The sequence below is a fragment of the Streptomyces afghaniensis genome (assembly GCF_044327915.1).
Lineage (GTDB): Bacteria > Actinomycetota > Actinomycetes > Streptomycetales > Streptomycetaceae > Streptomyces > Streptomyces afghaniensis.
The window spans coordinates 121,807-144,894 of sequence record NZ_JBIRGJ010000003.1 but is presented as its reverse complement, the minus strand read 5'-3'; the positions used below and the strand labels follow the sequence as shown (position 1 = coordinate 144,894).

The following is a 23,088-nucleotide window of genomic DNA, read 5'->3' as shown; positions in this document are numbered from 1 at the left end:
CGGCAGCGGCTAGAGTCGGCCGCATGACCAAGTGGGAATACGCAACCGTGCCGCTGCTCGTCCACGCCACGAAGCAGATTCTGGACACCTGGGGCGAGGACGGCTGGGAGCTCGTCCAGGTCGTGCCCGGGCCGAACAACCCCGAGCAGCTCGTGGCCTACCTGAAGCGGGAGAAGCAGTGATGGGTGCCGTCGAGGCGAAGCTGGCCGAGCTCGGCCTGACCCTGCCCGACGTCGTCCCGCCGCTCGCCGCGTACCAGCCGGCCGTGCAGTCCGGGCCGTACGTCTACACCGCCGGGCAGCTCCCGATGGTGGAGGGCAAGCTTCCGGTCACCGGCAAGGTCGGTGCGGAGGTCACCCCGGAGGAGGCCAAGGAGCTGGCACGCACGTGTGCGCTGAACGCCCTGGCCGCCGTCAAGTCCGTCGCCGGTGACCTGGACCGCATCGCGCGCGTGGTGAAGGTCGTGGGCTTCGTGGCCTCGGCCTCGGATTTCACGGGCCAGCCTGCGGTGCTGAACGGCGCCAGCGAGCTGCTCGGCGAGGTCCTCGGCGACAAGGGCGTGCACGCGCGCAGCGCGGTGGGCGTGGCGGTGCTGCCGCTGGACGCGCCGGTGGAGGTCGAGATCCAGGTGGAGCTCGCGTAGCACCCCTTCGGTGGCCTCGAGCTGCGGTGTCGTCCCCGGGGGGCGCGCTGCGGCATCGCCCCTGGGGCCACTCGAACATCCGCCCGTCACGGGATAGCCTCGCGCCCATGGCGAACGGTCAGTGGTACCCCCCGGAGTGGCCGGACCGCATCCGCGCACTCGCGGCCGGCACCCTCACCCCGGTGACCCCCAAGCGTGCGGCCACCGTCATGCTCCTGAAGGACACCGGCACCGGCCCCGCCGTCCACATGCTGCGCAGACGCGCCTCCATGGCCTTCGCCGGAGGCGCGTACGCGTATCCGGGCGGCGGCGTCGACCCCCGGGACGACGACCACCAGGTCCGCTGGGCGGGCCCCACGCGCGCGTGGTGGGCGGACCGGCTCGGCGTCGACGAGACGACGGCCCAGGCGATCGTCTGCGCGGCCGTCCGGGAGACGTACGAGGAGGCGGGCGTACTGCTCGCCGGCGAGACGCCCGAATCGGTCGTCGGCGACACCACCGGGGCCGACTGGGAGGCCGACCGCGCCGCGCTGGTCGCCCGGGACCTGTCCTTCGCCGAGTTCCTGGACCGCCGCGGCCTGGTCCTGCGCTCCGACCTGCTCGGTGCCTGGACCCGCTGGATCACCCCGGAGTTCGAGGCCCGCCGCTACGACACCTGGTTCTTCGTGGCCGCCCTCCCCGAGGGGCAGCGCACCCGCAACGCCTCCACGGAGGCCGACCGCACGGTGTGGATCGCGCCGGGCGAGGCGGCGGCCGGATACGACAGGGGCGAGTTGCTGATGATGCCGCCGACCATCGCGACCCTGCGTCAGCTGACGGCGTACGAGAGCGCCGCCCAGGCGCTCGCGGCAGCCCCGGGGCGGGACCTCACGCCCGTCCTGGCCACCGCCCGCCTGGTGGACGGCGAGATCGTGCTCTCCTGGCCGGGCCACGACGAGTTCACCAAGCACATCCCGACCGCCCCGACCGGTGGAGCCAGCGCATGACGGACGCAGCAGCCCTTCCCGGCCAGCCCCGCGGCGGGGTCCTCTCGGGGCCCGCCACCGCGCGGGCCGTCAACGTCCTGGCCCCCAACCCCTCGGCGATGACCCTGGACGGCACGAACACCTGGATCCTCTCCGAGCCCGACTCGGACCTGGCGGTGGTGGTCGACCCGGGCCCCCTCGACGACGGACACCTGCGTCGGGTCGTCGCCACGGCCGAGCAGGCCGGCAAGCGCGTCGCCCTGACCCTGCTGACCCACGGTCATCCCGACCACGCGGCGGGCGCCGCCCGGTTCGCCGAACTGACCGGCACGCGCGTGCGTGCGCTCGATCCGGCCCTGCGGCTGGGCGACGAGGGTCTGGCCGCCGGAGACGTGATCACCACCGGCGGGCTCGAACTGAGGATCGTCCCGACCCCCGGCCACACCGGCGACTCCCTCTCCTTCCATCTCCCGGCCGACCAGGCCGTCCTGACCGGCGACACGATCCTGGGCCGCGGTACGACGGTCGTGGCCCACCCCGACGGCCGTCTCGGCGACTACCTGGACTCCCTGCGGCGCCTCAGGTCCCTCACGGTCGACGACGGCGTCCACACGGTGCTGCCGGGCCACGGACCGGTCCTGGAGGACGCCCAGGGCGTCGTCGAGTACTACCTCGCCCACCGCGCCCATCGCCTCGCCCAGGTGGAGACGGCCGTCGAGGACGGCTACCGCACCCCCGGGGAAGTGGTCGCCCACGTATACGCCGACGTCGACCGCTCCCTGTGGCCGGCCGCGGAACTGTCGGTGCGGGCACAGCTGGACTACCTCGAGGGGCACGGGCTCATCTGACCGTGCCCCGTACGTCGTCGGGCCCCGTCTCCTCGTGAGACGGGGCCCGACGACGTACGGCCAGGGTGCGTGCGTGTCAGCGCGAGCGCTTGGCGAGGCGTTCCACATCCAGGAGGATCACCGCGCGGGCCTCCAGGCGCAGCCAGCCGCGCTGGGCGAAGTCCGCCAGTGCCTTGTTGACCGTCTCGCGGGACGCGCCGACCAGCTGGGCCAGCTCCTCCTGCGTGAGGTCGTGGACGACGTGGATGCCCTCCTCGGACTGCACGCCGAACCTGCGGGAGAGGTCCAGCAGGGCGCGGGCGACACGGCCCGGGACGTCCGAGAAGACGAGGTCGGACATCGCGTCGTTGGTCTTGCGCAGCCGGCGCGCGACGGCGCGCAGGAGCGCCGTGGCCACCTCGGGGCGGGCGTTCAGCCAGGGCTGGAGGTCGCCGTGGCCGAGGCCGAGCAGCTTGACCTCGGTCAGCGCCGTGGCGGTCGCGGTGCGCGGGCCCGGGTCGAACAGCGACAGCTCGCCGATGAGCTCGCCGGGGCCGACCACGGCCAGCATGTTCTCGCGGCCGTCGGGGGACGTGCGGTGGAGCTTGACCTTGCCCTCCGTGACCACGTACAGGCGGTCGCCGGGGTCACCCTCGTGGAACAGCGAGTCGCCGCGCGCGAGGGTCACCTCACTCATGGAGGCGCGGAGCTCCGCGGCCTGCTCGTCGTCGAGCGCCGCGAAGAGCGGATTGCGCCGCAGAACGTCGTCCACGAGTTCTCTCCTTGTCGACCTGCTCAGGGGCTGTTGCCCCCGCGTACCAAGGCACCGTGGTGCCCATTTTGCCTGACGGTCCAAACAGTGTGATCTGTCACAAGGATGCCGCACACGTGTCCCGGGGTACGCGGCAGGGGTCCAATTGGGCGCCGATCTTCGGGGTCCGGGGCGGATGTCGGTGCCGGGCCTTAGGCTGGCCGGGTGTCCAAATCGCCGGTGAGAGCACAGGCCGAGGGGGCTTAGCGGGTGGTTGTACGTCGCGATTCCGCTGTGGGCGAACAGGGCCCCGATGGCGGTAGGAAAACGGCGAAAGCGACAGGGGAGGCGGCGCCTTCCGGGAAGTCGAAGCCGGTGAAGAAGGGGCTTGCCGGGAAGGCCGGGGCCGCGAGTAAGCAGGCATCTGCGATGCAGGCTGCGTCTGCGAAGAAAGCCGCGTCTGCGAAGAAGGCTGCGTCTGTGAAGAAGGCTGCCTCTGCGAAGAAAGCCGCCTCCGCGGAGAAGGCAGCGCCTGCGAAGGCCAAGAAGGCCGCGTCAGCGAAGAAGGCGGCGCCTGCGAGGAAGGCCCCCGCCGCCAAGAAGGTCATCGTCGCGCCCAAGAAGGCCACGGCCCGTCTCAAGGGCACCGCCCCGGCCCGGACCGTCGTCCACCCGCCCAGCGGCGAGTCGCGTACCGCCCTGGTCCGCCGGGCCCGCCGCATCAACCGCGAGCTCGCCGAGGTCTACCCGTACGCCCACCCCGAGCTGGACTTCGCCAACCCCTTCCAGCTCGTGGTCGCCACGGTCCTGTCCGCCCAGACCACCGACCTGCGCGTCAACCAGACGACCCCCGCCCTCTTCGCCAAGTACCCCACCCCCGAGGACCTGGCCGCCGCCAACCCGGAGAAGGTGGAGGAGATCCTCCGCCCGTGCGGCTTCTTCCGCGCCAAGACGAAGTCCGTCATAGGGCTGTCCAAGGCGCTGGTGGAGGACTTCGGCGGCGAGGTCCCCGGCCGGCTGGAGGACCTGGTCAAGCTGCCCGGCGTCGGCCGCAAGACCGCGTTCGTCGTGCTCGGGAACGCGTTCGGCCGGCCCGGAATCACCGTGGACACGCACTTCCAGCGCCTGGTGCGCCGCTGGCAGTGGACCGGCGAGACCGACCCGGACAAGATCGAGGCGGCGATCGGCGCGCTCTTCCCGAAGAGCGACTGGACGGACCTGTCGCACCACGTGATCTGGCACGGCCGCCGCATCTGTCACGCCCGCAAGCCCGCCTGCGGCGCCTGCCCGATCGCCCCGCTCTGCCCGGCGTACGGCGAGGGCGAGACCGACCCGGAGAAGGCGAAGAAGCTGCTCAAGTACGAGAAGGGCGGCTTCCCCGGCCAGCGTCTGAACCCCCCGCAGGCCTACCTGGACGCGGGCGGCAAACCGGCGCCGCCGCTGGGGGCCGGATGAGCCGCCCCACGAGCCCCTCGATCAGGGGGTCGCGGCCGTTCGCGGAACGATCTCAGGGGCGCCGCGCGTTGGAAGCGGCAGGACGACGGGGGTGGCGATGACGCGGGCGAGCAACACACAGGGCGGCCGAGTGACAGTCAGCAAGGAAGGGCTGCCCGCCTGGCTGGACCCGGTGGTGCACGCCGTGGAGACGGTCCGGCCGCGGCAGCTGAGCCGTTTCCTGCCGCCGGAGGACGGCGCCGGGCGCCAGTCCGCCGTGCTGATCCTGTTCGGCGAGGGCGAGCGCGGGCCGGAGCTGCTGCTCATGGAGCGTGCGAGCTCCCTGCGTTCGCACGCCGGCCAGCCCTCCTTCCCCGGCGGCGCCCTCGACCCGGAGGACGGCGACCCGCGGGGGGACGGCCCGCTGCGGGCCGCCCTGCGCGAGGCGGAGGAGGAGACCGGCCTCGATCCCTCGGGCGTCCAGCTCTTCGGCGTGCTGCCCAGGCTGTACATCCCGGTCAGCGGCTTCGTCGTCACCCCGGTGCTGGGCTGGTGGCGTGAGCCCAGCCCGGTCGGGGTCGTCGATCCGAACGAAACCGCCAGGGTCTTCACCGTCCCCGTGGTGGATCTCACGGATCCCGCGAACCGCGCCACCACCGTCCACCCCAGTGGCCACCGAGGCCCGGCATTTCTGGTCGAATCGGCACTTGTCTGGGGTTTCACGGCCGGAATCATCGACCGGCTGCTGCATTACGCGGGCTGGGAGCGGCCCTGGGACCGCGAGAAGCAGGTCCCGCTCGACTGGCGCGCATGACAGGGTGGCCTCCGTGAACGTGCTGGACATCTTGTTGCTGGTCGCCGCCGTGTGGTTCGCGGTCGTGGGGTACCGCCAGGGGTTCGTCGTCGGCATCCTGTCGGTGACCGGCTTCCTGGGCGGCGGTCTCGTCGCGGTCTACGCGCTGCCCGTCATCTGGGACGCGATCACGGACAACGCGGAGGTGAGCACGACCGCGGCCGTCGTCGCGGTCGTCGTCGTCATCGTCTGCGCCTCCGTCGGCCAGGCCCTCACCACCCACCTCGGCAACAAGCTGCGCCGGCACATCACCTGGTCCCCGGCCAGGGCCCTGGACGCCACCGGCGGCGCCCTGGTCAACGTCGTGGCGATGCTCCTGGTCGCCTGGCTGATCGGCTCGGCCCTCGCGGGCACCACACTGCCGACCCTCGGCAAGGAGGTCCGCAACTCCAAGGTGCTGCTCGGTGTCTCCCAGGCGCTGCCGGACCAGGCAGCCACCTGGTTCGCGGACTTCTCCTCGGTCCTCGCGCAGAACGGCTTCCCGCAGGTCTTCAGCCCGTTCTCGAACGAGCCGATCACCGACGTCCAGCCGCCCGACCCGGCCCTGGCGGGCAGCCCGGTGGCGACCCGCGCCCAGCGTTCCATCGTCAAGGTCATGGGCACGGCCCCGAGCTGCGGCAAGGTCCTCGAAGGCACCGGCTTCGTCTTCGACGACCGCCGCGTCATGACCAACGCGCACGTGGTGGGCGGCGTCGACGAGCCGACCGTCCAGATAGGCGGCGAGGGCAGGAAGTACGACGCCACGGTCGTGCTCTACGACTGGCGGCGCGACATCGCCGTACTCGACGTGCCGGACCTCAAGGCGCCCGTGCTGCGGTTCACCACCAAGGACGCGGGCAGCGGCGACGGCGCGATCGTCGCGGGCTTCCCGGAGAACGGGGCGTACGACGTGCGGGCCGCACGCGTGCGGGGACGCATCACGGCCAACGGCCCGGACATCTACCACCGCGGCACGGTCCGCCGCGACGTCTACTCCCTCTACGCGAACGTCCGCCAGGGCAACTCCGGCGGTCCGCTGCTCACACCCGACGGCAGGGTCTACGGCGTCGTCTTCGCCAAGTCCCTCGACGACGCCGAGACGGGTTACGCGCTGACCGTGGACGAGATCCAGGAGGACATCACCAAGGGGCGCACCGCCAACCAGCAGGTGGGCAGCGACAGCTGCGCGCTCTAGGAGTGCTGGAGCGGGGCAGCCGGCGGCTCACTCGCGCGAGTGACGCCTCAGTCGCGTGTGTGGCGCAGACGTACGGAGACCCAGCGGGCCCGGCGGCGGAGGATGCGCGGGATCCCGACCCTGGGGTCCGCGGTCGCCATCTGCGGTGCACCGCTCCGCTGGTGGGGATTCGCACCGCCCGCCGAGCGGCGATTGCGGCTTGCGTCACTGTAGTCGTGCGTCCAGCCCATACCCCGACGTGTGCCCCTGCCCCATGGTCGATAACCGCCTCCGGAGGGCCCAATTGGCCTATGCGCCAGGCAATTGGCCGTTCGTCGGACAAGCGTTCACGCGCGGACACCGGCCGCGGTCACCCGGTCACCGATCGGGTTCGGGATCCTTCAGCCAGTTGATGAGTTCCGAGGAGAACGCGACCGGATCCTCCTCGTGCGGGAAGTGGCCGAGGCCGTCGAACAGGCGCCAGCGGTAGGGGGCTTCGACGTACTCGCCGGAGCCGGCCGCGCTGCGGGTGCGCAGCACGGGGTCGAGCGAGCCGTGCAGATGGAGCGTCGGCACGCGCACGGGCCGCTTCATCCGGCGATTGAACTGGATGCCGTCCGGGCGGGCCAGGGAGCGCACCATCCAGCGGTACGGCTCGACCGCGCAGTGCGCCGCGGAGGGGATGCACATGGCCCGGCGGTAGTTCTGCAGTGCCTCGTCCTCCGGCGGGCGCGGCCCGGACCAGTCCTGGATCAGTTCGGCCACGAGCGCCCCGTCGTCGGCGGTGAGCTGCCGCTCCGGGATCCAGGGCCGCTGGAACCCCCAGATGTGTGAACCGGCGCGGGTCTGCTTCACGTCCCGCAGCATCGCCGCGCGCCAGCGCCGCGGATGTGGCATGGACGCGACCGCCAGCCGCCGCACGAGCTTGGGGCGCATCGCGGCCGCCGTCCACGCCAGGTATCCGCCCAGGTCGTGGCCGACCAGCGCGGCGTCCGGCTCACCGAGCGAGCGGATGACGCCGGTGACGTCGAGCGCGAGATTGGCGGGGTCGTAACCGCGCGGCGTACGGTCGCTGCCCCCGACGCCCCGCAGGTCCATCGCCACGGCCCGGAAGCCCGCGTCGGCGAGCGCCACCAGCTGGTGCCGCCAGGTCCACCAGAACTGCGGGAAGCCGTGCAGCAGCAGGACCAGCGGCCCGTCGCCCAGCTCGGCGATGTGGAAGCGGGCGCCGTTGGCGGCGACGTCGCGGTGGCTCCAGGGGCCGTCCAGCCGCACGGCCGAAGCCGGTTGTGCCGAAGGTGTGGCGGGATCGGTCATGACGACGAGCGTGCCACAGCCTCGATGGCCTCGGGGACCCGGTCCTGCGCGAGCTCCGGACGCGGGTGCGGCTTGGCCTTCTGCAGGACGCCCGCGGTCTCCTTCATCGAGGCGGCGACCTTTTGCGGGCCCTTGCTCTTCTTGGCCTTCTTCGCGAAGACCACGCCGATCAGCGCGAGCACGACCGCGACGAGCACGTTCGCCGCGAAGGACAGCAGGAAGCAGATCGCGAGGTTCCAGTCGCTCCAGGTGCGGATGCCGTACGCCAGCGCGAAGTTCAGCATCGGCAGGGAGAACAGCAGTACCGCCCCCGCCATCGAGAAGGCGCCACCACTGGTCGCGCCGCGCTTCACGTCCTGCTTGAGCTGCGCCTTCGCCAGCGCGATCTCGTCGTGCACCAGCGCCGACATTTCCGCCGTCGCCGAGGCGAACAGCTGGCCGATGGTGCGTTCGGCGCCGACCGGGCTGCCGTCGGGTGCGCTCATCGCGGTCTCCCTCTTCTGCGTACGGTCCGATTTCCGCGTCTTGTGCCTGACTCGCCGCAGTCGTCCCACTGCGTACGGCCTGACTGCGTACGGTCCCGTCTTTTGTACCGTCTCGTCAGATCATGCCGGACGGTGGTGGTCATCGCCTGCCCCGCCCGGTACTTCGGCAAGCCCGTGGCGCGCGGCTGCCTTCTCCTGGGCGATCCGGCGGTGCTCGGCGGCCTTGCGTTCATAGCGGTCCGCCAGGCGCAGGTGGTACGCCGGGTCGTCCTCCTCGTAGATGTCCGGGATGCCGTCGGCGTCCTCGTCGCGCTCCTCGTTCTCCCACAGGCGACGGTACTTGGCGTTGCGCATCTTCAGCAGGACGGTCGCGAGTGTCGCGGCGATGAGCGAGCCCGCCAGCACCGCGGCCTTGATCTCGTCGGTCATCGCCTGGTCGCCCTCGAAGGCGAGTTCGCCGATGAGCAGCGACACGGTGAAGCCGATGCCGGCGAGACTGGCCACCGCGAACACGTCCGCCCAGGCGAGGTCGTCGCTGAGCGACGCCCGGGTGAAACGGGCCGTCAGCCACGTCCCGCAGAAGATGCCGAGCGCCTTGCCGACGACCAGGCCGAGGACGACGCCGAGGGTCTCGGGCTGGGTGAACACATCGGCGAGCGCGCCGCCGGAGATGGCGACGCCGGCGCTGAAGAGCGCGAACAGCGGCACTGCCAGCCCTGCCGACAGGGGCCGTACGAGGTGCTCGATGTGCTCGCCGGGGGAGTGGGCCTCGCCCTCGTGCCGGTGGCAGCGCAGCATCAGGCCCATGGCGACGCCGGCGATGGTGGCGTGGACGCCGCTGTTGTACATCAGCGCCCAGATGACGAGCGCGAGCGGCACGTATACGTACCAGCCGCGTACGCCGACCCGCAGCAGCAGCCAGAAGACGGCCAGGCCCGCGACGGCGCCGCCGAGCGCGGCGAAGTTCAGGCTGTCGGTGAAGAACACCGCGATGATCAGGATCGCGAAGAGGTCGTCGACGACGGCGAGCGTGAGCAGGAAGGCCCGCAGCGCGCTCGGCAGGGACGTGCCGATGACCGCCAGCACGGCGAGCGCGAAGGCGATGTCCGTGGCGGTCGGCACGGCCCAGCCGGCCAGTGAGCCGCCGCCGGTGACGTTGGTGAGGACGTAGACGAGCGCCGGGACGGCCATCCCGCACAGCGCGGCGACGACCGGCAGCGCGGCGGCCCTGGGGTCGCGCAGATCACCGGCGACGAGCTCGCGCTTGAGCTCGATCCCGGCGACGAAGAAGAAGATCGCGAGCAGGCCGTCGGCCGCCCAGTGGGCGACCGACAGGTCGAGGCCGAGGGCGGCGGGGCCGAAGTGGAAGTGGGAGACGCTCTCGTAGCTGTCGTGCAGTCCGGGGAGGTTCGCCCAGAGCAGGGCGGCAACCGCGGCGACGAGCAGCAGCACTCCGCCGACGGTTTCGGTGCGCAGCGCGTCCGCGACATAGGTCCGCTCGGGGAGGGAAAGCCTGCCGAAGACCTTGCGGGGGGTGTCGGGGCGGGGCGCGGTCACGAGGGAGACCTCCGGTCGGTGGGCAGGGCTGAGCGCATGCCGACCAGACTTCCCGGCGCACCATGGAGCAGTTGTTTTTCTTAGTCTAGGTAAACATATGGCCGGGCGCATCCGGTGATCACCACCGGAGGTGTCGAGCCTCGGTGATCGCCACCGGGGAGTGCACAGGGGCACCCGGCGTGCCGACGGCCGGGTGCCCCTTCGTGCGCTGCGCTATGCCTGAGCCGTGATCAGTCCTCGCTGGGCGCGGCCGGCAGCTTGGCCTGGATCAGGTCCATGACCGTGGAGTCGGTCAGCGTGGTGACGTCACCGAGCTGGCGGTTCTCTGCGACGTCCCGCAGCAGACGGCGCATGATCTTGCCGGAGCGGGTCTTGGGCAGCTCGGCCACCGGCAGGATCCGCTTGGGCTTGGCGATCGGGCCGAGGGTGTTGCCGACGTGGGCGCGCAGCTCGGCGACCAGGGTCTCGGTCTCGGAGGCCGTGCCGCGCAGGATCACGAAGGCGACGATCGCCTGCCCGGTCGTCTCGTCCGCCGCGCCGACCACGGCCGCCTCGGCGACCGAGGGGTGGGAGACGAGCGCGGACTCGACCTCGGTGGTGGAGATGTTGTGCCCGGAGACGAGCATGACGTCGTCGACCCGGCCGAGCAGCCAGATGTCGCCGTCGTCGTCCTTCTTGGCGCCGTCACCGGCGAAGTACTTGCCCTCGAATCGCGACCAGTAGGTGTCGATGAAGCGCTGGTCGTCGCCCCAGATGGTGCGCAGCATCGACGGCCACGGCTCGGTCAGCACCAGGTAGCCGCCACCGCCGTTGGGCACCTCGCTGGCCTCGTCGTCGACGACCGTCGCGGAGATGCCGGGCAGCGGCGTCTGAGCGGACCCGGGCTTGGTCGCGGTCACGCCCGGCAGCGGGGTGATCATCATCGAGCCGGTCTCGGTCTGCCACCAGGTGTCCACGATGGGGGTGCGGTCGCCGCCGATGTTCTTGCGGTACCAGATCCACGCCTCCGGGTTGATCGGCTCGCCCACCGAGCCCAGCACGCGCAGGCTGGACAGGTCGAACTTGGCGGGGATGTCGTCGCCCCACTTCATGAACGTACGGATCGCGGTCGGCGCGGTGTAGAGGATCGTCACGCCGTACTTCTGCACGATCTCCCAGAAGCGGCCCTGGTGCGGGGTGTCGGGCGTGCCCTCGTACATGACCTGCGTCGCGCCGTTGGCGAGCGGGCCGTAGACGATGTACGAGTGGCCGGTGACCCAGCCGACGTCGGCGGTGCACCAGTAGACGTCCGTCTCCGGCTTGAGGTCGAAGACGGCGTGGTGGGTGTAGGCGGTCTGCGTGAGGTAGCCGCCGGAGGTGTGCAGGATGCCCTTCGGCTTACCCGTGGTGCCCGAGGTGTAGAGGATGAACAGCGGGTGCTCGGCGTTGAACGCCGGCGGGGTGTGCTCGGCGCTCTGCCGCCCGACGAGGTCGTGCCACCACACGTCGCGGCCCTCGGTGAAGGCGACTTCTTGTCCCGTGCGGCGCACGACCAGGACGTGCTCCACGTTGCCCGCCTTCTCGACGGCCTCGTCCACGGCCGGCTTCAGTGCGGACGGCTTGCCGCGCCGGTATCCCCCGTCGGAGGTGATGACCACGCGCGCGTCGGCGTCCTGGATGCGGGTGGCGAGCGCGTCCGAGGAGAAACCGCCGAAGACGACGGAGTGCGCGGCGCCGACGCGGGCGCAGGCCAGCATCGCGATCGCCGTCTCGGGGATCATCGGCATGTAGACGGCGACCCGGTCGCCGGCCTGAACTCCCAGTTCCAGCAGGGCGTTGGCGGCCTTGGAGACCTCGTCCTTGAGCTCGGCATAGGTGATGGCGCGGCTGTCGCCGGGCTCACCCTCGAAGTGGATCGCGACACGGTCGCCGTGCCCGGCCTCCACATGGCGGTCGACGCAGTTGTAGGCGACGTTGAGCTCGCCGTCCTTGAACCACTTGGCGAACGGCGGGTTCGACCAGTCGAGGGTCTCGGTGGGCTCCTTGGCCCAGGTCAGCCGGCGGGCCTGCTCGGCCCAGAAGCCGAGCCTGTCAGCCTTGGCCTGTTCATACGCCTCCGCGGTGACGTTGGCGTTGGCGGCCAGGTCGGCGGGGGGTGCGAACCTGCGCTCTTCCTTGAGCAGGTTGGCCAGGCTTTCGTTGCTCACGGCATCTGCCTTTCCCAGGGTGTCCGTTGTGTCCCAGGCCACAGCTCATCAGACCCGGGGGTGCGATGACAAGGGCCGACCGCCGATTGGTTTAGACCTGTCGAGTGGCGGTGTCGGCGGGCGGCGTCATCCGTACCCACGGACGCCGACCAGGGAAAGTTCAGCCTGTGTAACGCGCGTCACGCATGGGGCGGGGGCGTGGCGAGCGGGTGGCGGGGGTGTGCGGGCGGCGGGGTGTGCCGGTTGTGCGGTGTGCTGCGGCGGGGTGTGCGGCCCGGAGGCCGTCGGGCCGTCGGAGCCGTCCGGGCCACCGGGGCTTTCGGGGCCACCGGGGCTGTCCGGGCCGCACACCCGTGCGCGAACCGGGCTCACGCCGTCAGGTCCGCCTCGCGTACGCGGTCGAAGACGCTGCCGTCGTCCGTCTCGGTGAGCAGATAGGCCTCGGCCTCACCCACGTGGAAGTACATCCCGTGCAGCTCCAGGGAGCCCTTGGCGAGGGCCCGGGCCACCGAGTCGTGGGCGCGCAGGTGCTCCAGCTGCTGGACCACGTTGGTCAGGCAGAGCTGCTCGACCGCGTCCTCGGGAGCCCGCCCGGCCAGCCTGCCCCACGGCCCGCTGTCGTCGGCCATGCGCTCCAGGCTCGGCAGCCCGTGCCGCAGCCACCGCTTCAGCGGTGTCCGGGCGCCGCCGGGCTCTGAGTTGAGCAGCGCCTGCATGGCGCCGCAGCCCGAGTGCCCGCACACCGTGATGGACCGCACCTGAAGCACGTCCACGGCGTACTCGATCGCGGCCGCCACCGAGTCGTCGCCGCTCTCCTCGCCCGGGCGTGGGACGAGGTTGCCCACGTTGCGCACGACGAACAGGTCGCCCGGGCCACTGGAGGTGATCATCGATGTGACCAGCCGCGAGTCGGCGCAGGTCAGGAAGAGCTGCGACGGCCGCTGCCCCTCACGCGCCAGCCGGGCCAGCTCGCTGCGCACCAGAGGCGCGGTGTTGCGCTGGAACGCGCTGATGCCACGCGCCAGTTCGTGCCCACTGGCTCCGCCGGCGCCCTTCGGGGCAGGGGCGGTGCGGTCCGTCCCGCCCGGGTCGTTCCGGGAAGGGGGAGCGTATTGAGGGCGGTCGCACTGGTGGTTGCGCCAGGGCGTCCAGGGCCGGCAACGGCAGCCGGTGAAGGCCTGGGGCTCGGAGATGCGGGTGCCGGGGTGCCGGCCGGTGATCTCGACGGTGCCGCCCTGCGCGGTGTGCGTCTTCTGCCAGTCCTGCAACGTCTCGTAGGCCGCGTGGTCCATGAACGACCCGTCCAGCTCGACGACGGTGTCGGCACCGTGGGGTACGAGATGCAGGGCCCGGCTGAGCCGTGGCACCGCGAGGAACGTCAACTGTCCTCGGACGTGTACGTGATGGACTCCTTCCCTCTCTTGGTGCGTGATGCGGGTGCGGGTGAGGCGGTGCAGGGCGACGCCGACGGCCATGGCGATGCCCAGCGCGACGCCCTCCAGGACGCCGAGGGACACGACGCCGAGGGTCGTGACGGCGTAGACCCACACTTCTCGGTGGCGCGTCACCGTGCGGATGTGGTGCAGGGACACCATCTGGATGCCGACGGCCATCACCAGGGCGGCGAGCGAGGCGAGCGGGATGAGCTCCAGGATCGGGACCATCAGCAGCGCGGCGATCACTACGAGAACGCCGTGCAGCATCGTGGAGTTCCGGCTCACCGCGCCCGCGTGCACGTTCGCCGAAGTCCGCACGGCCACGCCCGCGATGGGCAGTCCGCCGAGGGAGCCGGAGACGATGTTGGCGGCGCCCTGCCCGAGCAGTTCGCGGTCGAGGTCGGAGCGCCGGACGCGGGCGGACAGGCCCGGGCGGCCGGCCACCAGCTTGTCCACGGCGACCGCGCCGAGCAGTGACTGCACGCTGCACACCAGCGTGGTGGTGAGCACCGCGGCGACGATGCCGAGCACGGGGCCCTCGGGCAGTCCGGCCAGGGCGTGGTTGCTCCAGGACGGCAGGTCGACCTTGGGCAGGCGGAGGCCGGCGAGGGCGGCGGCGACGCTGGCTCCGGCGACGGCGACGAGCGCGGCCGGGACCTTGCGCAGCAGGCGTCCGGCCCGGCCGGGCAGTCTCGGCCAGAGCAGGAGCAGTGCCAGGGTCAGCGCGCTCACCGACACGGACGCCAGACGCATGTCCGCCAACTGGGCGGGCAGGGCGCGGAGGTTGTCCGGGACGGAACTCTGCGGTGTGCCGCCGAGCACGATGTGCAGCTGGGCGACGGCGATGGTGACGCCGATCCCGGCGAGCATGCCGTGCACGATGGCGGGGCTGACGGCGAGGGCGCCACGGGCCACGCGCAGGCAGCCGAGGCCCAGTTGGGCGAGACCGGCCAGGACGGTGATGGCGCAGGTCGTCCGCCAGCCGTAGCGCTGGATGAGATCGGCGGTGACGACGGTGAGTCCGGCGGCCGGTCCGCTCACCTGGAGCGGGGAGCCGCCGAGCCGTCCGGCGACGAGCCCGCCCACGGCGGCGGCGACGAGGCCGGCCTGGAGCGGTGCGCCGGTGGCGAGGGCGATGCCCAGGGAAAGGGGCAGTGCGATCAGGAAGACCGCGATCGAGGCCGACACGTCGGCACCCGCGATCCGGAAACGGCGGGGCCCTTGGGACGGCGGGCTGTGGGGCGGATGGGTGCGCTCGGTCCGGCTCGGATCGTCGGCGCGGGTGGGGACGCAGGCTGACATGTGTTTCCCGTCTCCTCCGGGGCTGCGCGGTCGAGCGACGGGCTCCCCGCTCGGGGCGGGTGCCGGTCGCGGCCGTGGTCACGGTGTAAATCGGCGGGATGAATCAACGCTCGGTAAACGGATCGTAATGCAGAGTAAAGGACGAGCATAGACTTTACGGGCAAATGGGCGAATAAATCACTCTGAAGGGTGAAGTGGCTATCTGATCGGCTTGTCGTACTAATTCCTCCTCGGTCTCGTGCGAATTTGGCGGCGCTGTCCGCACCCGAGAGAAGGAAGAAGGTGGCGGAATGGCCGCCAGCCACAGGATCGCCGCCAGCCACAGGATCGCCGCGGGCTCCGTGATCGCCGCGGTCTGCGCCGTATCGCTCGCCGGTTGCGGGATCGGCACATCGCGGCACGAGGCCCCTGCTCCGCGGAAAGCGAAGCCGGCTCCGGCTCCGAAGAGCGCGATCCGGCTGATCGGGGACGGTTCCACCGCCTACACCGGCGCCCAGCCCCACGTGCCCAGGCCCGAGCGGCTGCGGCCCGGCCAGAAGCCCCCGCAGTTCGTCGTCTTCTCCTGGGACGGCGCGGGCGAGGACAGCCAGAAGCTGTTCTCGCACTTCCGCAAGGTCGCCAAGGCGAACAACGCGACCATGACCTACTTCCTCAGCGGCGTGTACCTGCTGCCGGACGACAAACGCGACCGGTACCGGCCGCCGCAGCACTCCCCGGGGCGCTCCGACATCGGCTTCAACGACCGCCGCGGCATCGCCGCCACCGTGCAGCAGCTGCGGCTGGCGTGGCTGGAGGGCAACGAGATCGGCACCCACTTCAACGGCCACTTCTGCGGCAGCGGCGGCGGGGTCGGCGAGTGGTCCGTGCGGGACTGGAAGGACGAGATCGCCCAGGCCAAGCAGTTCGTGAAGACGTGGAAGACCAACACCGGCATGAAGGACGCGTCCCCGCTGCCGTTCGACTACGACAAGGAGCTCATCGGCGCCCGCACACCCTGCCTGGAGGGCCAGCGGAACTTCGTGAAGGCGGCCCGCGACCTGGGCTTCCGCTACGACACAAGCGGCGTCAGCGACCAGGTCTGGCCGAAGAAGAAGCACGGCCTGTGGGACGTGTCCATGCAGCTCGTGCCGTTCCCCGGGCACTCCTACGAGCAGCTGAGCATGGACTACAACTTCATGGTCAACCAGTCGGGCACCACCACCCAGGGCAAGCGCGCCATGCACGATTTCTGGGGCGACCAGATGCGCGACGGCCTGCTCAAGGGCTTCTACCGGGCCTACAACGGCAACCGCGCGCCCCTGATCATCGGCAACCACTTCGAGTCCTGGAACGGCGGTACCTACATGCGGGCCGTCGAGGAGGTCATCGAGGCGGTGTGCACCAAGGAGGAGGTGCGCTGCGTCTCGTTCCGGCAGCTCGTGGACTGGCTGGACGCCCAGGACCCGACGACGCTGGAGAGGCTGCGCGCACTGAAGGTCGGGGAGGCGCCGAAGCAGGGCTGGGGGTCGTTCCTCGCGGGCCGGCCCGCCCCGGCCCCGAAGGGTGTGCCCGGGGCTCCGGCAGCGAGGTAGCGGCCCCGAGTGAAGATGGCCACTCCGCCGTGGGGCGGGCCCTCGGGGTGCGTAGGGTCGTACTCATGAGTACAGCAGGCGCGACCGCCGACCCTCTCGCGGCCCTGGGGGCGCTGCCCGGGGTCGCCGATTCCGTGGAGTCCGTGCGCAAGTCCGTGGACCGGGTCTACGGGCACCGCATCATGCGGCGGCGCAGCAACGCGATCACCTCCGAGGCGGCCCTGCGCGGCGCCCGTGGCTCGGCGGCGCTGGCCGGCGCGGACTGGGCCCTGGAGGAGGTCCGCCGGCGCACGGACTTCAGCGGCGACGACGAGGCGCGCACCGTGGGTGCCGCTCTGCGGCTCACCGCCGAGGCGGGCCAGCTGCTGTCCATCTGGCGGCAGTCGCCCCTGCGCGTGCTGGCCCGGCTGCACCTGGTGGCGGCGGCCGACAAGGCCGACGAGGTGGGCCGGCCCCGGCAGGAGGGTGAGCCGGTCGACGAGCCGCTGGTCGGGCTGCCGCTGCCGAGCGCGGCCGAGGCGCACGGCCGGCTGGAGGGGCTGGCCGAGCTGATCATCGCGGGCGGCTCCGCGCCGGCGCTGGTGACGGCCGCCGTCGTGCACGGCGAGCTCCTCGCGCTGCGCCCTTTCACGTCCCACAACGGCCTGGTCGCGCGCACGGCGGAACGCATCGTCCTGATCGGCAGCGGCCTGGATCCGAAGTCGGTCTGCGCGGCCGAGGTGGGCCATGCCGAGCTGGGCCGTGAGGCCTACCTGGAAGCCCTCGGCGGGTACGTCTCCGGCACCCCGGAGGGCATGGCCGCCTGGATCGCCCACTGCGGCAGGGCGGTCGAGCTGGGGGCTCGCGAGTCGACGGCGGTGTGCGAGGCGTTGCAGCGCGGAGCGGCGTGAAACCGCGCCGGCAAAGAGATGCGGCGGTACGAGAACTCGTACCGCCGCTGGCATGAGCACCGGGGTACCAAGCGTCCTCGATATATGCCCATCAGGTCGGGAACTTTGCCCGTCCCTGGTGCGGCTGGCCCGTAATCGACGGGTCGACGTCGCGTGGGTGCCCGGTGTTCATGCTCGGTCCGTGGGGCCAAATGCGTAATTAAGGTGATCCTCTCGGATGTCCTTGGTCTCGCGGGCCGTTGACTCCTTTGTACTCCTGCCCCGGGATAAGCGGAAGTCCAGGCTGCACTTCTTTACTTTTGGGTTCAAATAGGACTTCGGGTCGTCCCGGGTCAAGCGACGGTCGCGCGGCGCCGGTTCGCGTACCAGACGAGACCGGCGGTGGCCGCCGCGGCGCCTATCGCGGCGACCGCGACGAGCGCCGGACGCGGCGGTACGGAGAACCCGGGGATGCGCTGCTTGAGCCGGACCGGACGGTGGAAGTCCAGGATCGGCCACCCGCGCGCGAGGGCCTCGCGGCGCAGCGCGCGGTCCGGGTTCACGGCATGGGGGTGCCCGACGGACTCCAGCATCGGCACGTCGGTCGCCGAGTCGCTGTAGGCGTAGCAGCGGCTGAGGTCGTACCCCTCGGAAGCGGCCAGCTCCCTGATGGCCTCGGCCTTGGTCGGGCCGTAGGCGTAGTACTCCACCTCGCCGGTGAAGCAGCCGTCGTCGCCCACGACCATGCGGGTCGCCACCACCCGGTCCGCGCCGAGCAGCTCGCCGATCGGCTCGACCACCTCCGCGCCCGACGTGGACACGATCACGACGTCGCGGCCGGCCGTGTGGTGCTCCTCGATGAGGGAGGCGGCCTCGTCGTAGATGATCGGGTCGATCAGATCGTGCAGCGTCTCGGCGACGATCTCCTTGACCTGCTGCACGTTCCAGCCGCGGCAGAGCGCCGACAGGTACGCGCGCATGCGCTCCATCTGGTCGTGGTCGGCGCCGCCGGCCAGGAAGACGAACTGGGCATATGCAGTTCGCAAGACGGCCCTGCGGTTGATCAGACCGCCTTGGTAGAACGACTTGCTGAACGTGAGCGTGCTCGACTTCGCAATGACCGTCTTGTCCAGGTCAAAGAAGGCTGCTGTGCGGGGCGACGAGTGGTTTTCCACGCCCTTGAGCATAGGGGCAGCCCATTCGGCGTAAGGTGGGGCGTGTGGGTTTGCCTGAGAGGGCTCTCGGGTACACCATGGAAGTCACGGATCGTTCGCGACCGTGCTAACCCGGCCCGACTCCTCCCCCCCCGAGTCGGCCGTGGGGACGACCCCCGCTCTCCCCCCCGGCGGGGGTCGTCGCATGTCCGGGTGGGTTTTCTCCTCCTTCGCGCGGCCGGATGGCCGCTTCGCTGCCGCCTCGGCGCGGCTGTTGGCATGCCCCTGATCTGTCACGGTGCGTAGCCGTCGGACTCCTCTGTGGAAGTCGCACGGAGGGCCTGCGGGCGTCACCGGTTTGGGTGACGGCGATATTCACAACTGCCGAGGCGTCCACAGTTATCCACCAAGATCCACACGATTTCCGGGATCGCTGCACCGTGATTCCAGCGCACCCCACTCGCGGCGGGTTCATGGCCCGGCTCCGATTGCCGGGGGCGTATGGCCGGTTTGTGTCGGCCGTTCAAAGGGAGGCCGCCTTGCCGGTTCTTCCCACGATTGGGAATCGCGGGGCCGCAGGGGCCGTGCGAGTCATGCAGCGAAGGGGGATGGAGACCGTGGCCGGAGCCGTCACACACGATCCGCCGCCGGCCGCCGGAGGGCGGCAGGGCGGACCGCTGATCCTCACCGAGGACACCGAACTCCTCGACGACCTGCTGCGCCTGTGCGCGGCGGCGGGCGCCACGCCCGAGGTGCACCACGGGGTGCCCGACCGCAGAGGCGGCTGGGAGACCGCGCCGCTCGTCCTCGTGGGCGACGACGCCGCGCGGCGGGTGCGCGGGGCCGCGCGCAGAAGGGGAGTCGTCCTCGTCGGCCGGGACCAGGACGATTCCGGGGTGTGGCGCCGGGCCGTCGAGATCGGCGCCGAACACGTCCTGATGCTGCCCGACGGCGAGCAGTGGCTCGTCGACCGCATCGCCGACGTGGCCGAGGGCGTCGGCCGGCCCGCCCTCACCGTGGGCGTGATCGGCGGCCGGGGCGGGGCCGGAGCGTCCACGCTCGCGTGCGCCCTCGCCGTCACCTCCGCGCGCGAGGGGCTGCGCACACTCCTCGTGGACGCCGATCCGCTGGGCGGCGGACTCGACGTACTCCTCGGCGGCGAGACGGCCGACGGCCTGCGCTGGCCCGCGTTCGCCTCTTCACGCGGGCGGGTCGGCGGGGGCGCTCTGGAGGAGTCGCTGCCCGAACTGCACTCGCTGCGGGTGCTCAGCTGGGACCGCGGCGACCGGATCGCCGTCCCGCCCCAGGCGGTGCGTGCGGTGCTCGCCGCGGCCCGGCGCCGGGGTGGCACGGTCGTGGTCGACCTGCCGCGCCGCATCGACGACGGTGTCGCCGAGGTCCTCACGCAGCTCGACGTCGGCGTGCTGGTGGTGCCCGCCGAGCTGCGCGCCGTCGCGGCCGCCGGGCGGGTGGCGTCCGCGGTCGGCATGGTCCTGCGCGATCTGCGGGTGGCGGTCCGCGGGCCGTACTCGCCGGGGCTCGACGACCGGGAAGTGGCCCGGCTGCTCGGACTGCCCCTGGTCGGCGAGGTGCCGGTCGAGCCGCACCTGCTGCGCCCGGACGAGGGCACGGCACCCCCGGGCGCCGCCCCGCGCGGACCGCTCGCCCGGTTCTGCAGGGAGTTCTGGGAGCGGGCGCTCGTCGAGGCGGGTGCGGCGTGAACACCCTGGCCGGGCTGGAGGGCGTGGAACTGCTCGACGGGGTGCGGCGGTGGCTGGCCGAGAGCGGAACCGAGCCCACGCCCGCGCGCGTGGCACAGGCCCTGCGGGAGCAGGGACGGGTGCTCGGGGACGCGGAAGTCCTGGGGGCCGCCGCGCGGTTGCGGTCCGAACTGGTCGGCAGCGGGCCGCTGGAGACCCTGCTCGCCGACCCGTCGGTGACCGACGTGCTGGTGTCGGCCCCGGATCGGGTCTGGGTGGACCGCGGCGGCGGACTGGAGCTCACGCAGGTGCGCTTCGCGGACGCGGCGGCCGTACGGCGGCTCGCCCAGCGCCTCGCCGCCGTGGCCGGGCGCCGGCTGGATGACGCCCGGCCCTGGGCCGACGCCCGCCTGCCCGACGGGACCCGGCTGCACGCGGTGCTGCCGCCGGTCGCCGTGGGCTGCGCCTGCCTGTCCCTGCGGGTCGTACGGCCGCGTGCCTTCACACTCGGCGAGCTGGTCGCGGCGGGCACGGTGCCGCCGGGCGGGGACCGCGTGCTGCGCGCCCTCCTCGACGCACGGCTGTCCTTCCTCGTCAGCGGCGGCACGGGCAGCGGCAAGACGACCCTGCTGAGCGCCCTTCTGGGGCTGGTGGGGCCGGACGAGCGGATCGTCCTCGCCGAGGACTCGGCGGAACTGCGGCCGGACCATCCGCACGTGGTGCGGCTGGAGACCAGACCCGCCAACCAGGAGGGCGCCGGCCTCGTCACGCTCGAGGACCTGGTGCGCCAGGCGCTGCGGATGCGGCCCGACCGGCTGGTCGTGGGCGAGGTCCGCGGACCCGAAGTGGTGCATCTGCTGGCCGCGTTGAACACCGGCCACGAGGGCGGCTGCGGAACCGTGCACGCCAATGCCGCCGCCGATGTACCGGCCCGCTTGGAGGCGCTCGGCACGGCCGCCGGGCTCGACCGAGCCGCGCTGCACAGCCAGGTGGCGGCCGCCCTCTCCGTGGTGCTGCACCTCGTACGCGACCGGACCGGGCGGCGGCGGATCGCCGAGGTGCATGTGCTGGAGCGGGAGTTGTCGGGGCTGGTGCGGACGGTGCCGGCGCTGCGGTGGGGACCGGAGGCCTTCGTGCGCGAGCGGGGGTGGGAGCGGCTGCGGGGGCTGCTTCGGACTGCGGGAACCGAGGGCGGGCCGGGTGCGGCCGGCATGAAGGGGGCGAGTGATGACGGGAGCGGCTGAGATGTCCATGGGTGCGGCCGTGGCGTGCATGGGCGCGGCGGTCTGGCTGCTGGGTGAGCGTCACTCGGCGGCACGGCGGGCGCGGTTGCTGCTCGCGGGCGGCGGGACCGTCGGGAGCGGACCGCCCGGTTGGCGCGGGGCGGTTGAGGGGCTGCGGCGGGTCCGCGGGCGGCTGCGGGCCGAGTGGTGGGCGCCGGTGGCCGGGCTGGTGCTGGCGGTGCTCGGGGCGTCGGTGCTGCCCGTCGTCCTGGGAGCGGCCGGCGTGCCGCTGTTGCGTCGGGTCCGGCTGGCCGGCCGGGTGCGGCGGGACCGGGAGCGCCGGGCCGACGCGGTCATCGCCCTGTGCGGAGCGCTCGCCGGGGAGGTGCGGGCCGGGCGCCAGCCGGCAGAGGCGTTGCTGCGGGCCGCGCGGGACTGCGGCGGACTCGCGGACGCACAGGGGACGGTGCTTGCGGCGGCACGGTTCGGCGGTGACGTGCCGGACGCGCTCGCGACCGCCGCCGGGCAGCCGGGCGCCGAGGGGCTGCGGGGACTCGCGGCGTGCTGGCGGGTCGCCGTGGACCAGGGCGCGGGGCTCGCGGCGGGACTCGACCGACTCGCCGCCGCCCTGCGCGCCGAACGGGACCAACGATCCGACCTGCGCGCCCAGTTGGCCGGAGCCCGGGCCACGGCGGTGCTGCTCGCCGGGCTGCCGGCCCTGGGGCTCCTCATCGGTACCGCTCTCGGCGCCGACCCCCTCCATGTCCTGCTGCACACCACGGCGGGCCTGGGCTGTCTGGTGGCCGGCGGTGTGCTGGAGGGCCTCGGGCTGTGGTGGGTGCAGCGGATCGTGCGGGGTGCGGAGGCGGCGGCATGAGCGGGGAAGTTGTCCACAGGCTGGGGGTAACGGTGGGGGTTCTGCTGGCTCTCCGGTGGTCGGTGTGCCGGCTCGTGGAGGCGGGGCGCCGCCGGAGGATGCGGCGTCGGCTGGCCGAGCTGTCGCCCCGGGAGGCGACCGCTCCGGCCCCGCGCCCGGCCTGGAGCCGGGCCGCGCGCAGATGGTCGGTTCCCGTCGGCGTGGCGTGCGCCGGGTGGGCGCTGATCGGCGGCCCGGTCGGCGTCGCCGTCGGACTGGCCGGCGCGGTGGGGATGTGGCGGTGGCGGCTGCGGCAGGACGCGGCCGGTGCGGACACGCCGGCATCCGACCTCGCCGAGGCGGCGCGGCAACTGCCCCTGGCCGCCGATCTGCTGGCGGCCTGCATCGCGGCGGGGGCGGGCCCGGTGGTCGCCGCGCAGGCGGTGGGCGAGGCCCTGGGCGGTCCGGTGGGCGAGGCCCTCGCCCAAGGTGCGGCCGAGGTACGGCTGGGCGGCGAACCGGGCCCGGCCTGGCGGAGGCTGGCCGCTCTCCCGGGCGCCGGAGGTCTGGCCCGGTTGCTCGAACGGGCCGATGTGTCCGGGCTGCCCGCCGCCACGCCGGTCGCACGCCTCGCCGCCGAGGCCCGTGCCGACTGGGGGCGCGCCGCGACGGCCAGGGCACGCCGAGCGGGCGTCATGGTCAGCGCTCCGGTCGGGCTGTGTTTCCTGCCCGCCTTCATCGCGGTCGGCGTGCTGCCCGTGGTGATCGGGCTCGCGGGCGGGGTGCTCGGAGGGGGTGGTGCCTGA

General features: G+C 72.3%; 21 protein-coding genes. 13 read left to right on the top strand and 8 right to left on the bottom strand.

Features of this window, described 5'->3' with window-relative positions:
• The first annotated feature begins 23 nt into the window (after positions 1-23).
• The 4 genes from ACH4G3_RS11225 (at position 24) to ACH4G3_RS11210 (ending at position 2,456) form a co-directional block, all read left to right on the top strand.
• Entirely contained in the window at positions 24-182 is a 159-nt protein-coding gene (locus ACH4G3_RS11225) for a Sp36 family protein (RefSeq protein ID WP_003991873.1), read from the top strand.
• Complete coding sequence (locus ACH4G3_RS11220; RefSeq protein WP_010031952.1) at positions 182-643, top strand: RidA family protein; 462 nt, start codon at positions 182-184, stop codon at positions 641-643. Before ACH4G3_RS11225 ends, ACH4G3_RS11220 begins: the two co-directional genes overlap by 1 nt.
• Positions 644-750: 107 nt before the next feature.
• The gene (locus tag ACH4G3_RS11215; RefSeq protein ID WP_397624207.1) at positions 751-1,629 is read left to right on the top strand and encodes an NUDIX hydrolase; all 879 of its coding nucleotides are present in this window, start codon (positions 751-753) and stop codon (positions 1,627-1,629) included.
• The gene (locus ACH4G3_RS11210) at positions 1,626-2,456 is read left to right on the top strand and encodes an MBL fold metallo-hydrolase (protein ID WP_397624206.1); all 831 of its coding nucleotides are present in this window, start codon (positions 1,626-1,628) and stop codon (positions 2,454-2,456) included. The genes ACH4G3_RS11215 and ACH4G3_RS11210 overlap by 4 nt, the downstream gene beginning before the upstream one ends.
• A gap of 76 nt (positions 2,457-2,532) precedes the next feature.
• Here ACH4G3_RS11210 and ACH4G3_RS11205 read toward each other — a convergent pair whose 3' ends face one another.
• Entirely contained in the window at positions 2,533-3,207 is a 675-nt protein-coding gene (locus ACH4G3_RS11205; protein ID WP_010031945.1) for a Crp/Fnr family transcriptional regulator, read from the bottom strand.
• A gap of 354 nt (positions 3,208-3,561) precedes the next feature.
• Here ACH4G3_RS11205 and nth point away from each other — a divergent pair, with 354 nt between their 5' ends.
• From nth to ACH4G3_RS11190, 3 genes are all read left to right on the top strand, one after another.
• The gene (gene nth, locus ACH4G3_RS11200) at positions 3,562-4,641 is read left to right on the top strand and encodes an endonuclease III (protein WP_397624205.1); all 1,080 of its coding nucleotides are present in this window, start codon (positions 3,562-3,564) and stop codon (positions 4,639-4,641) included.
• 97 nt (positions 4,642-4,738) lie between these two features.
• On the top strand, positions 4,739-5,434 hold the full coding sequence (locus ACH4G3_RS11195; protein ID WP_037668406.1) for an NUDIX hydrolase: 696 nt from the start codon (positions 4,739-4,741) through the stop codon (positions 5,432-5,434).
• A gap of 13 nt (positions 5,435-5,447) precedes the next feature.
• Positions 5,448-6,647: a MarP family serine protease gene (locus ACH4G3_RS11190; protein WP_397624204.1), complete on the top strand. Its 1,200-nt coding sequence runs from the start codon at positions 5,448-5,450 to the stop codon at positions 6,645-6,647.
• Positions 6,648-6,694: 47 nt separating this feature from the next.
• Here ACH4G3_RS11190 and ACH4G3_RS11185 read toward each other — a convergent pair whose 3' ends face one another.
• The 6 genes from ACH4G3_RS11185 to ACH4G3_RS11160 form a co-directional block, all read right to left on the bottom strand.
• A complete protein-coding gene (locus ACH4G3_RS11185) occupies positions 6,695-6,877 on the bottom strand; it encodes a hypothetical protein (protein ID WP_078602692.1) in 183 nt (60 codons plus the stop codon).
• Between the two features lie 127 nt (positions 6,878-7,004).
• On the bottom strand, positions 7,005-7,943 hold the full coding sequence (locus tag ACH4G3_RS11180) for an alpha/beta fold hydrolase (protein WP_397624203.1): 939 nt from the start codon (positions 7,941-7,943) through the stop codon (positions 7,005-7,007).
• Positions 7,940-8,428 (bottom strand): phage holin family protein, encoded by a 489-nt coding sequence (locus ACH4G3_RS11175; protein WP_020271817.1) that lies wholly within the window; start codon positions 8,426-8,428, stop codon positions 7,940-7,942. The genes ACH4G3_RS11180 and ACH4G3_RS11175 overlap by 4 nt, the downstream gene beginning before the upstream one ends.
• 120 nt (positions 8,429-8,548) lie before the next feature.
• The gene (nhaA, locus tag ACH4G3_RS11170) at positions 8,549-9,985 is read right to left on the bottom strand and encodes a Na+/H+ antiporter NhaA (protein ID WP_397624202.1); all 1,437 of its coding nucleotides are present in this window, start codon (positions 9,983-9,985) and stop codon (positions 8,549-8,551) included.
• A 230-nt stretch (positions 9,986-10,215) separates the two neighbouring features.
• Positions 10,216-12,171, bottom strand: a complete 1,956-nt coding sequence (acs, locus tag ACH4G3_RS11165) for an acetate--CoA ligase (protein ID WP_397624201.1) — start codon at positions 12,169-12,171, stop codon at positions 10,216-10,218.
• A 368-nt stretch (positions 12,172-12,539) separates the two neighbouring features.
• Positions 12,540-14,909: a bifunctional SulP family inorganic anion transporter/carbonic anhydrase gene (locus ACH4G3_RS11160; protein WP_397624200.1), complete on the bottom strand. Its 2,370-nt coding sequence runs from the start codon at positions 14,907-14,909 to the stop codon at positions 12,540-12,542.
• 308 nt (positions 14,910-15,217) lie between these two features.
• Here ACH4G3_RS11160 and ACH4G3_RS11155 point away from each other — a divergent pair, with 308 nt between their 5' ends.
• Together ACH4G3_RS11155 and ACH4G3_RS11150 are read left to right on the top strand one after the other, a co-directional pair.
• Positions 15,218-16,480 carry a polysaccharide deacetylase family protein gene (locus ACH4G3_RS11155; protein WP_397624752.1) on the top strand — a complete coding sequence of 421 codons (1,263 nt, stop codon included), beginning with the start codon at positions 15,218-15,220 and terminating at the stop codon, positions 16,478-16,480.
• Between the two features lie 65 nt (positions 16,481-16,545).
• Positions 16,546-17,370, top strand: coding sequence for a Fic family protein (locus ACH4G3_RS11150; RefSeq protein WP_397624199.1), 825 nt, complete (start codon positions 16,546-16,548; stop codon positions 17,368-17,370).
• Between the two features lie 332 nt (positions 17,371-17,702).
• On the opposite strand, the gene ACH4G3_RS11145 is transcribed toward ACH4G3_RS11150, so the two are convergent.
• On the bottom strand, positions 17,703-18,536 hold the full coding sequence (locus ACH4G3_RS11145; RefSeq protein WP_397618274.1) for an HAD family hydrolase: 834 nt from the start codon (positions 18,534-18,536) through the stop codon (positions 17,703-17,705).
• 575 nt (positions 18,537-19,111) lie between these two features.
• On the opposite strand from ACH4G3_RS11145, the gene ssd reads away from it, so the two are divergent.
• The 4 genes from ssd to ACH4G3_RS11125 are packed head-to-tail and all read left to right on the top strand — an operon-like array spanning position 19,112 to position 23,088.
• A complete protein-coding gene (gene ssd, locus ACH4G3_RS11140; protein ID WP_397624751.1) occupies positions 19,112-20,224 on the top strand; it encodes a septum site-determining protein Ssd in 1,113 nt (370 codons plus the stop codon).
• Entirely contained in the window at positions 20,221-21,447 is a 1,227-nt protein-coding gene (locus ACH4G3_RS11135) for a TadA family conjugal transfer-associated ATPase (RefSeq protein WP_397624198.1), read from the top strand. The genes ssd and ACH4G3_RS11135 overlap by 4 nt, the downstream gene beginning before the upstream one ends.
• A complete protein-coding gene (locus tag ACH4G3_RS11130; RefSeq protein WP_397624197.1) occupies positions 21,431-22,303 on the top strand; it encodes a type II secretion system F family protein in 873 nt (290 codons plus the stop codon). The genes ACH4G3_RS11135 and ACH4G3_RS11130 overlap by 17 nt, the downstream gene beginning before the upstream one ends.
• Positions 22,300-23,088 carry a type II secretion system F family protein gene (locus ACH4G3_RS11125; RefSeq protein ID WP_397624196.1) on the top strand — a complete coding sequence of 263 codons (789 nt, stop codon included), beginning with the start codon at positions 22,300-22,302 and terminating at the stop codon, positions 23,086-23,088. Before ACH4G3_RS11130 ends, ACH4G3_RS11125 begins: the two co-directional genes overlap by 4 nt.

What these genes read in the sequence shown, in the direction of transcription:
- ACH4G3_RS11180 (WP_397624203.1), bottom strand. Translation starts at nt 7,943, where the DNA reads ATGACCGATCCCGCCACACCTTCGGCACAACCGGCTTCGGCCGTGCGG.
- ACH4G3_RS11215 (WP_397624207.1), top strand. Translation starts at nt 751, where the DNA reads ATGGCGAACGGTCAGTGGTACCCCCCGGAGTGGCCGGACCGCATCCGC.
- ACH4G3_RS11210 (WP_397624206.1), top strand. Translation starts at nt 1,626, where the DNA reads ATGACGGACGCAGCAGCCCTTCCCGGCCAGCCCCGCGGCGGGGTCCTC.
- ACH4G3_RS11160 (WP_397624200.1), bottom strand. Translation starts at nt 14,909, where the DNA reads ATGTCAGCCTGCGTCCCCACCCGCGCCGACGATCCGAGCCGGACCGAG.
- ACH4G3_RS11195 (WP_037668406.1), top strand. Translation starts at nt 4,739, where the DNA reads ATGACGCGGGCGAGCAACACACAGGGCGGCCGAGTGACAGTCAGCAAG.
- ACH4G3_RS11185 (WP_078602692.1), bottom strand. Translation starts at nt 6,877, where the DNA reads ATGGGCTGGACGCACGACTACAGTGACGCAAGCCGCAATCGCCGCTCG.
- ACH4G3_RS11175 (WP_020271817.1), bottom strand. Translation starts at nt 8,428, where the DNA reads ATGAGCGCACCCGACGGCAGCCCGGTCGGCGCCGAACGCACCATCGGC.
- ACH4G3_RS11225 (WP_003991873.1), top strand. Translation starts at nt 24, where the DNA reads ATGACCAAGTGGGAATACGCAACCGTGCCGCTGCTCGTCCACGCCACG.
- ACH4G3_RS11220 (WP_010031952.1), top strand. Translation starts at nt 182, where the DNA reads ATGGGTGCCGTCGAGGCGAAGCTGGCCGAGCTCGGCCTGACCCTGCCC.
- ACH4G3_RS11125 (WP_397624196.1), top strand. Translation starts at nt 22,300, where the DNA reads ATGAGCGGGGAAGTTGTCCACAGGCTGGGGGTAACGGTGGGGGTTCTG.
- ACH4G3_RS11145 (WP_397618274.1), bottom strand. Translation starts at nt 18,536, where the DNA reads ATGCTCAAGGGCGTGGAAAACCACTCGTCGCCCCGCACAGCAGCCTTC.
- ssd (WP_397624751.1), top strand. Translation starts at nt 19,112, where the DNA reads ATGGAGACCGTGGCCGGAGCCGTCACACACGATCCGCCGCCGGCCGCC.
- ACH4G3_RS11130 (WP_397624197.1), top strand. Translation starts at nt 21,431, where the DNA reads ATGACGGGAGCGGCTGAGATGTCCATGGGTGCGGCCGTGGCGTGCATG.
- ACH4G3_RS11150 (WP_397624199.1), top strand. Translation starts at nt 16,546, where the DNA reads ATGAGTACAGCAGGCGCGACCGCCGACCCTCTCGCGGCCCTGGGGGCG.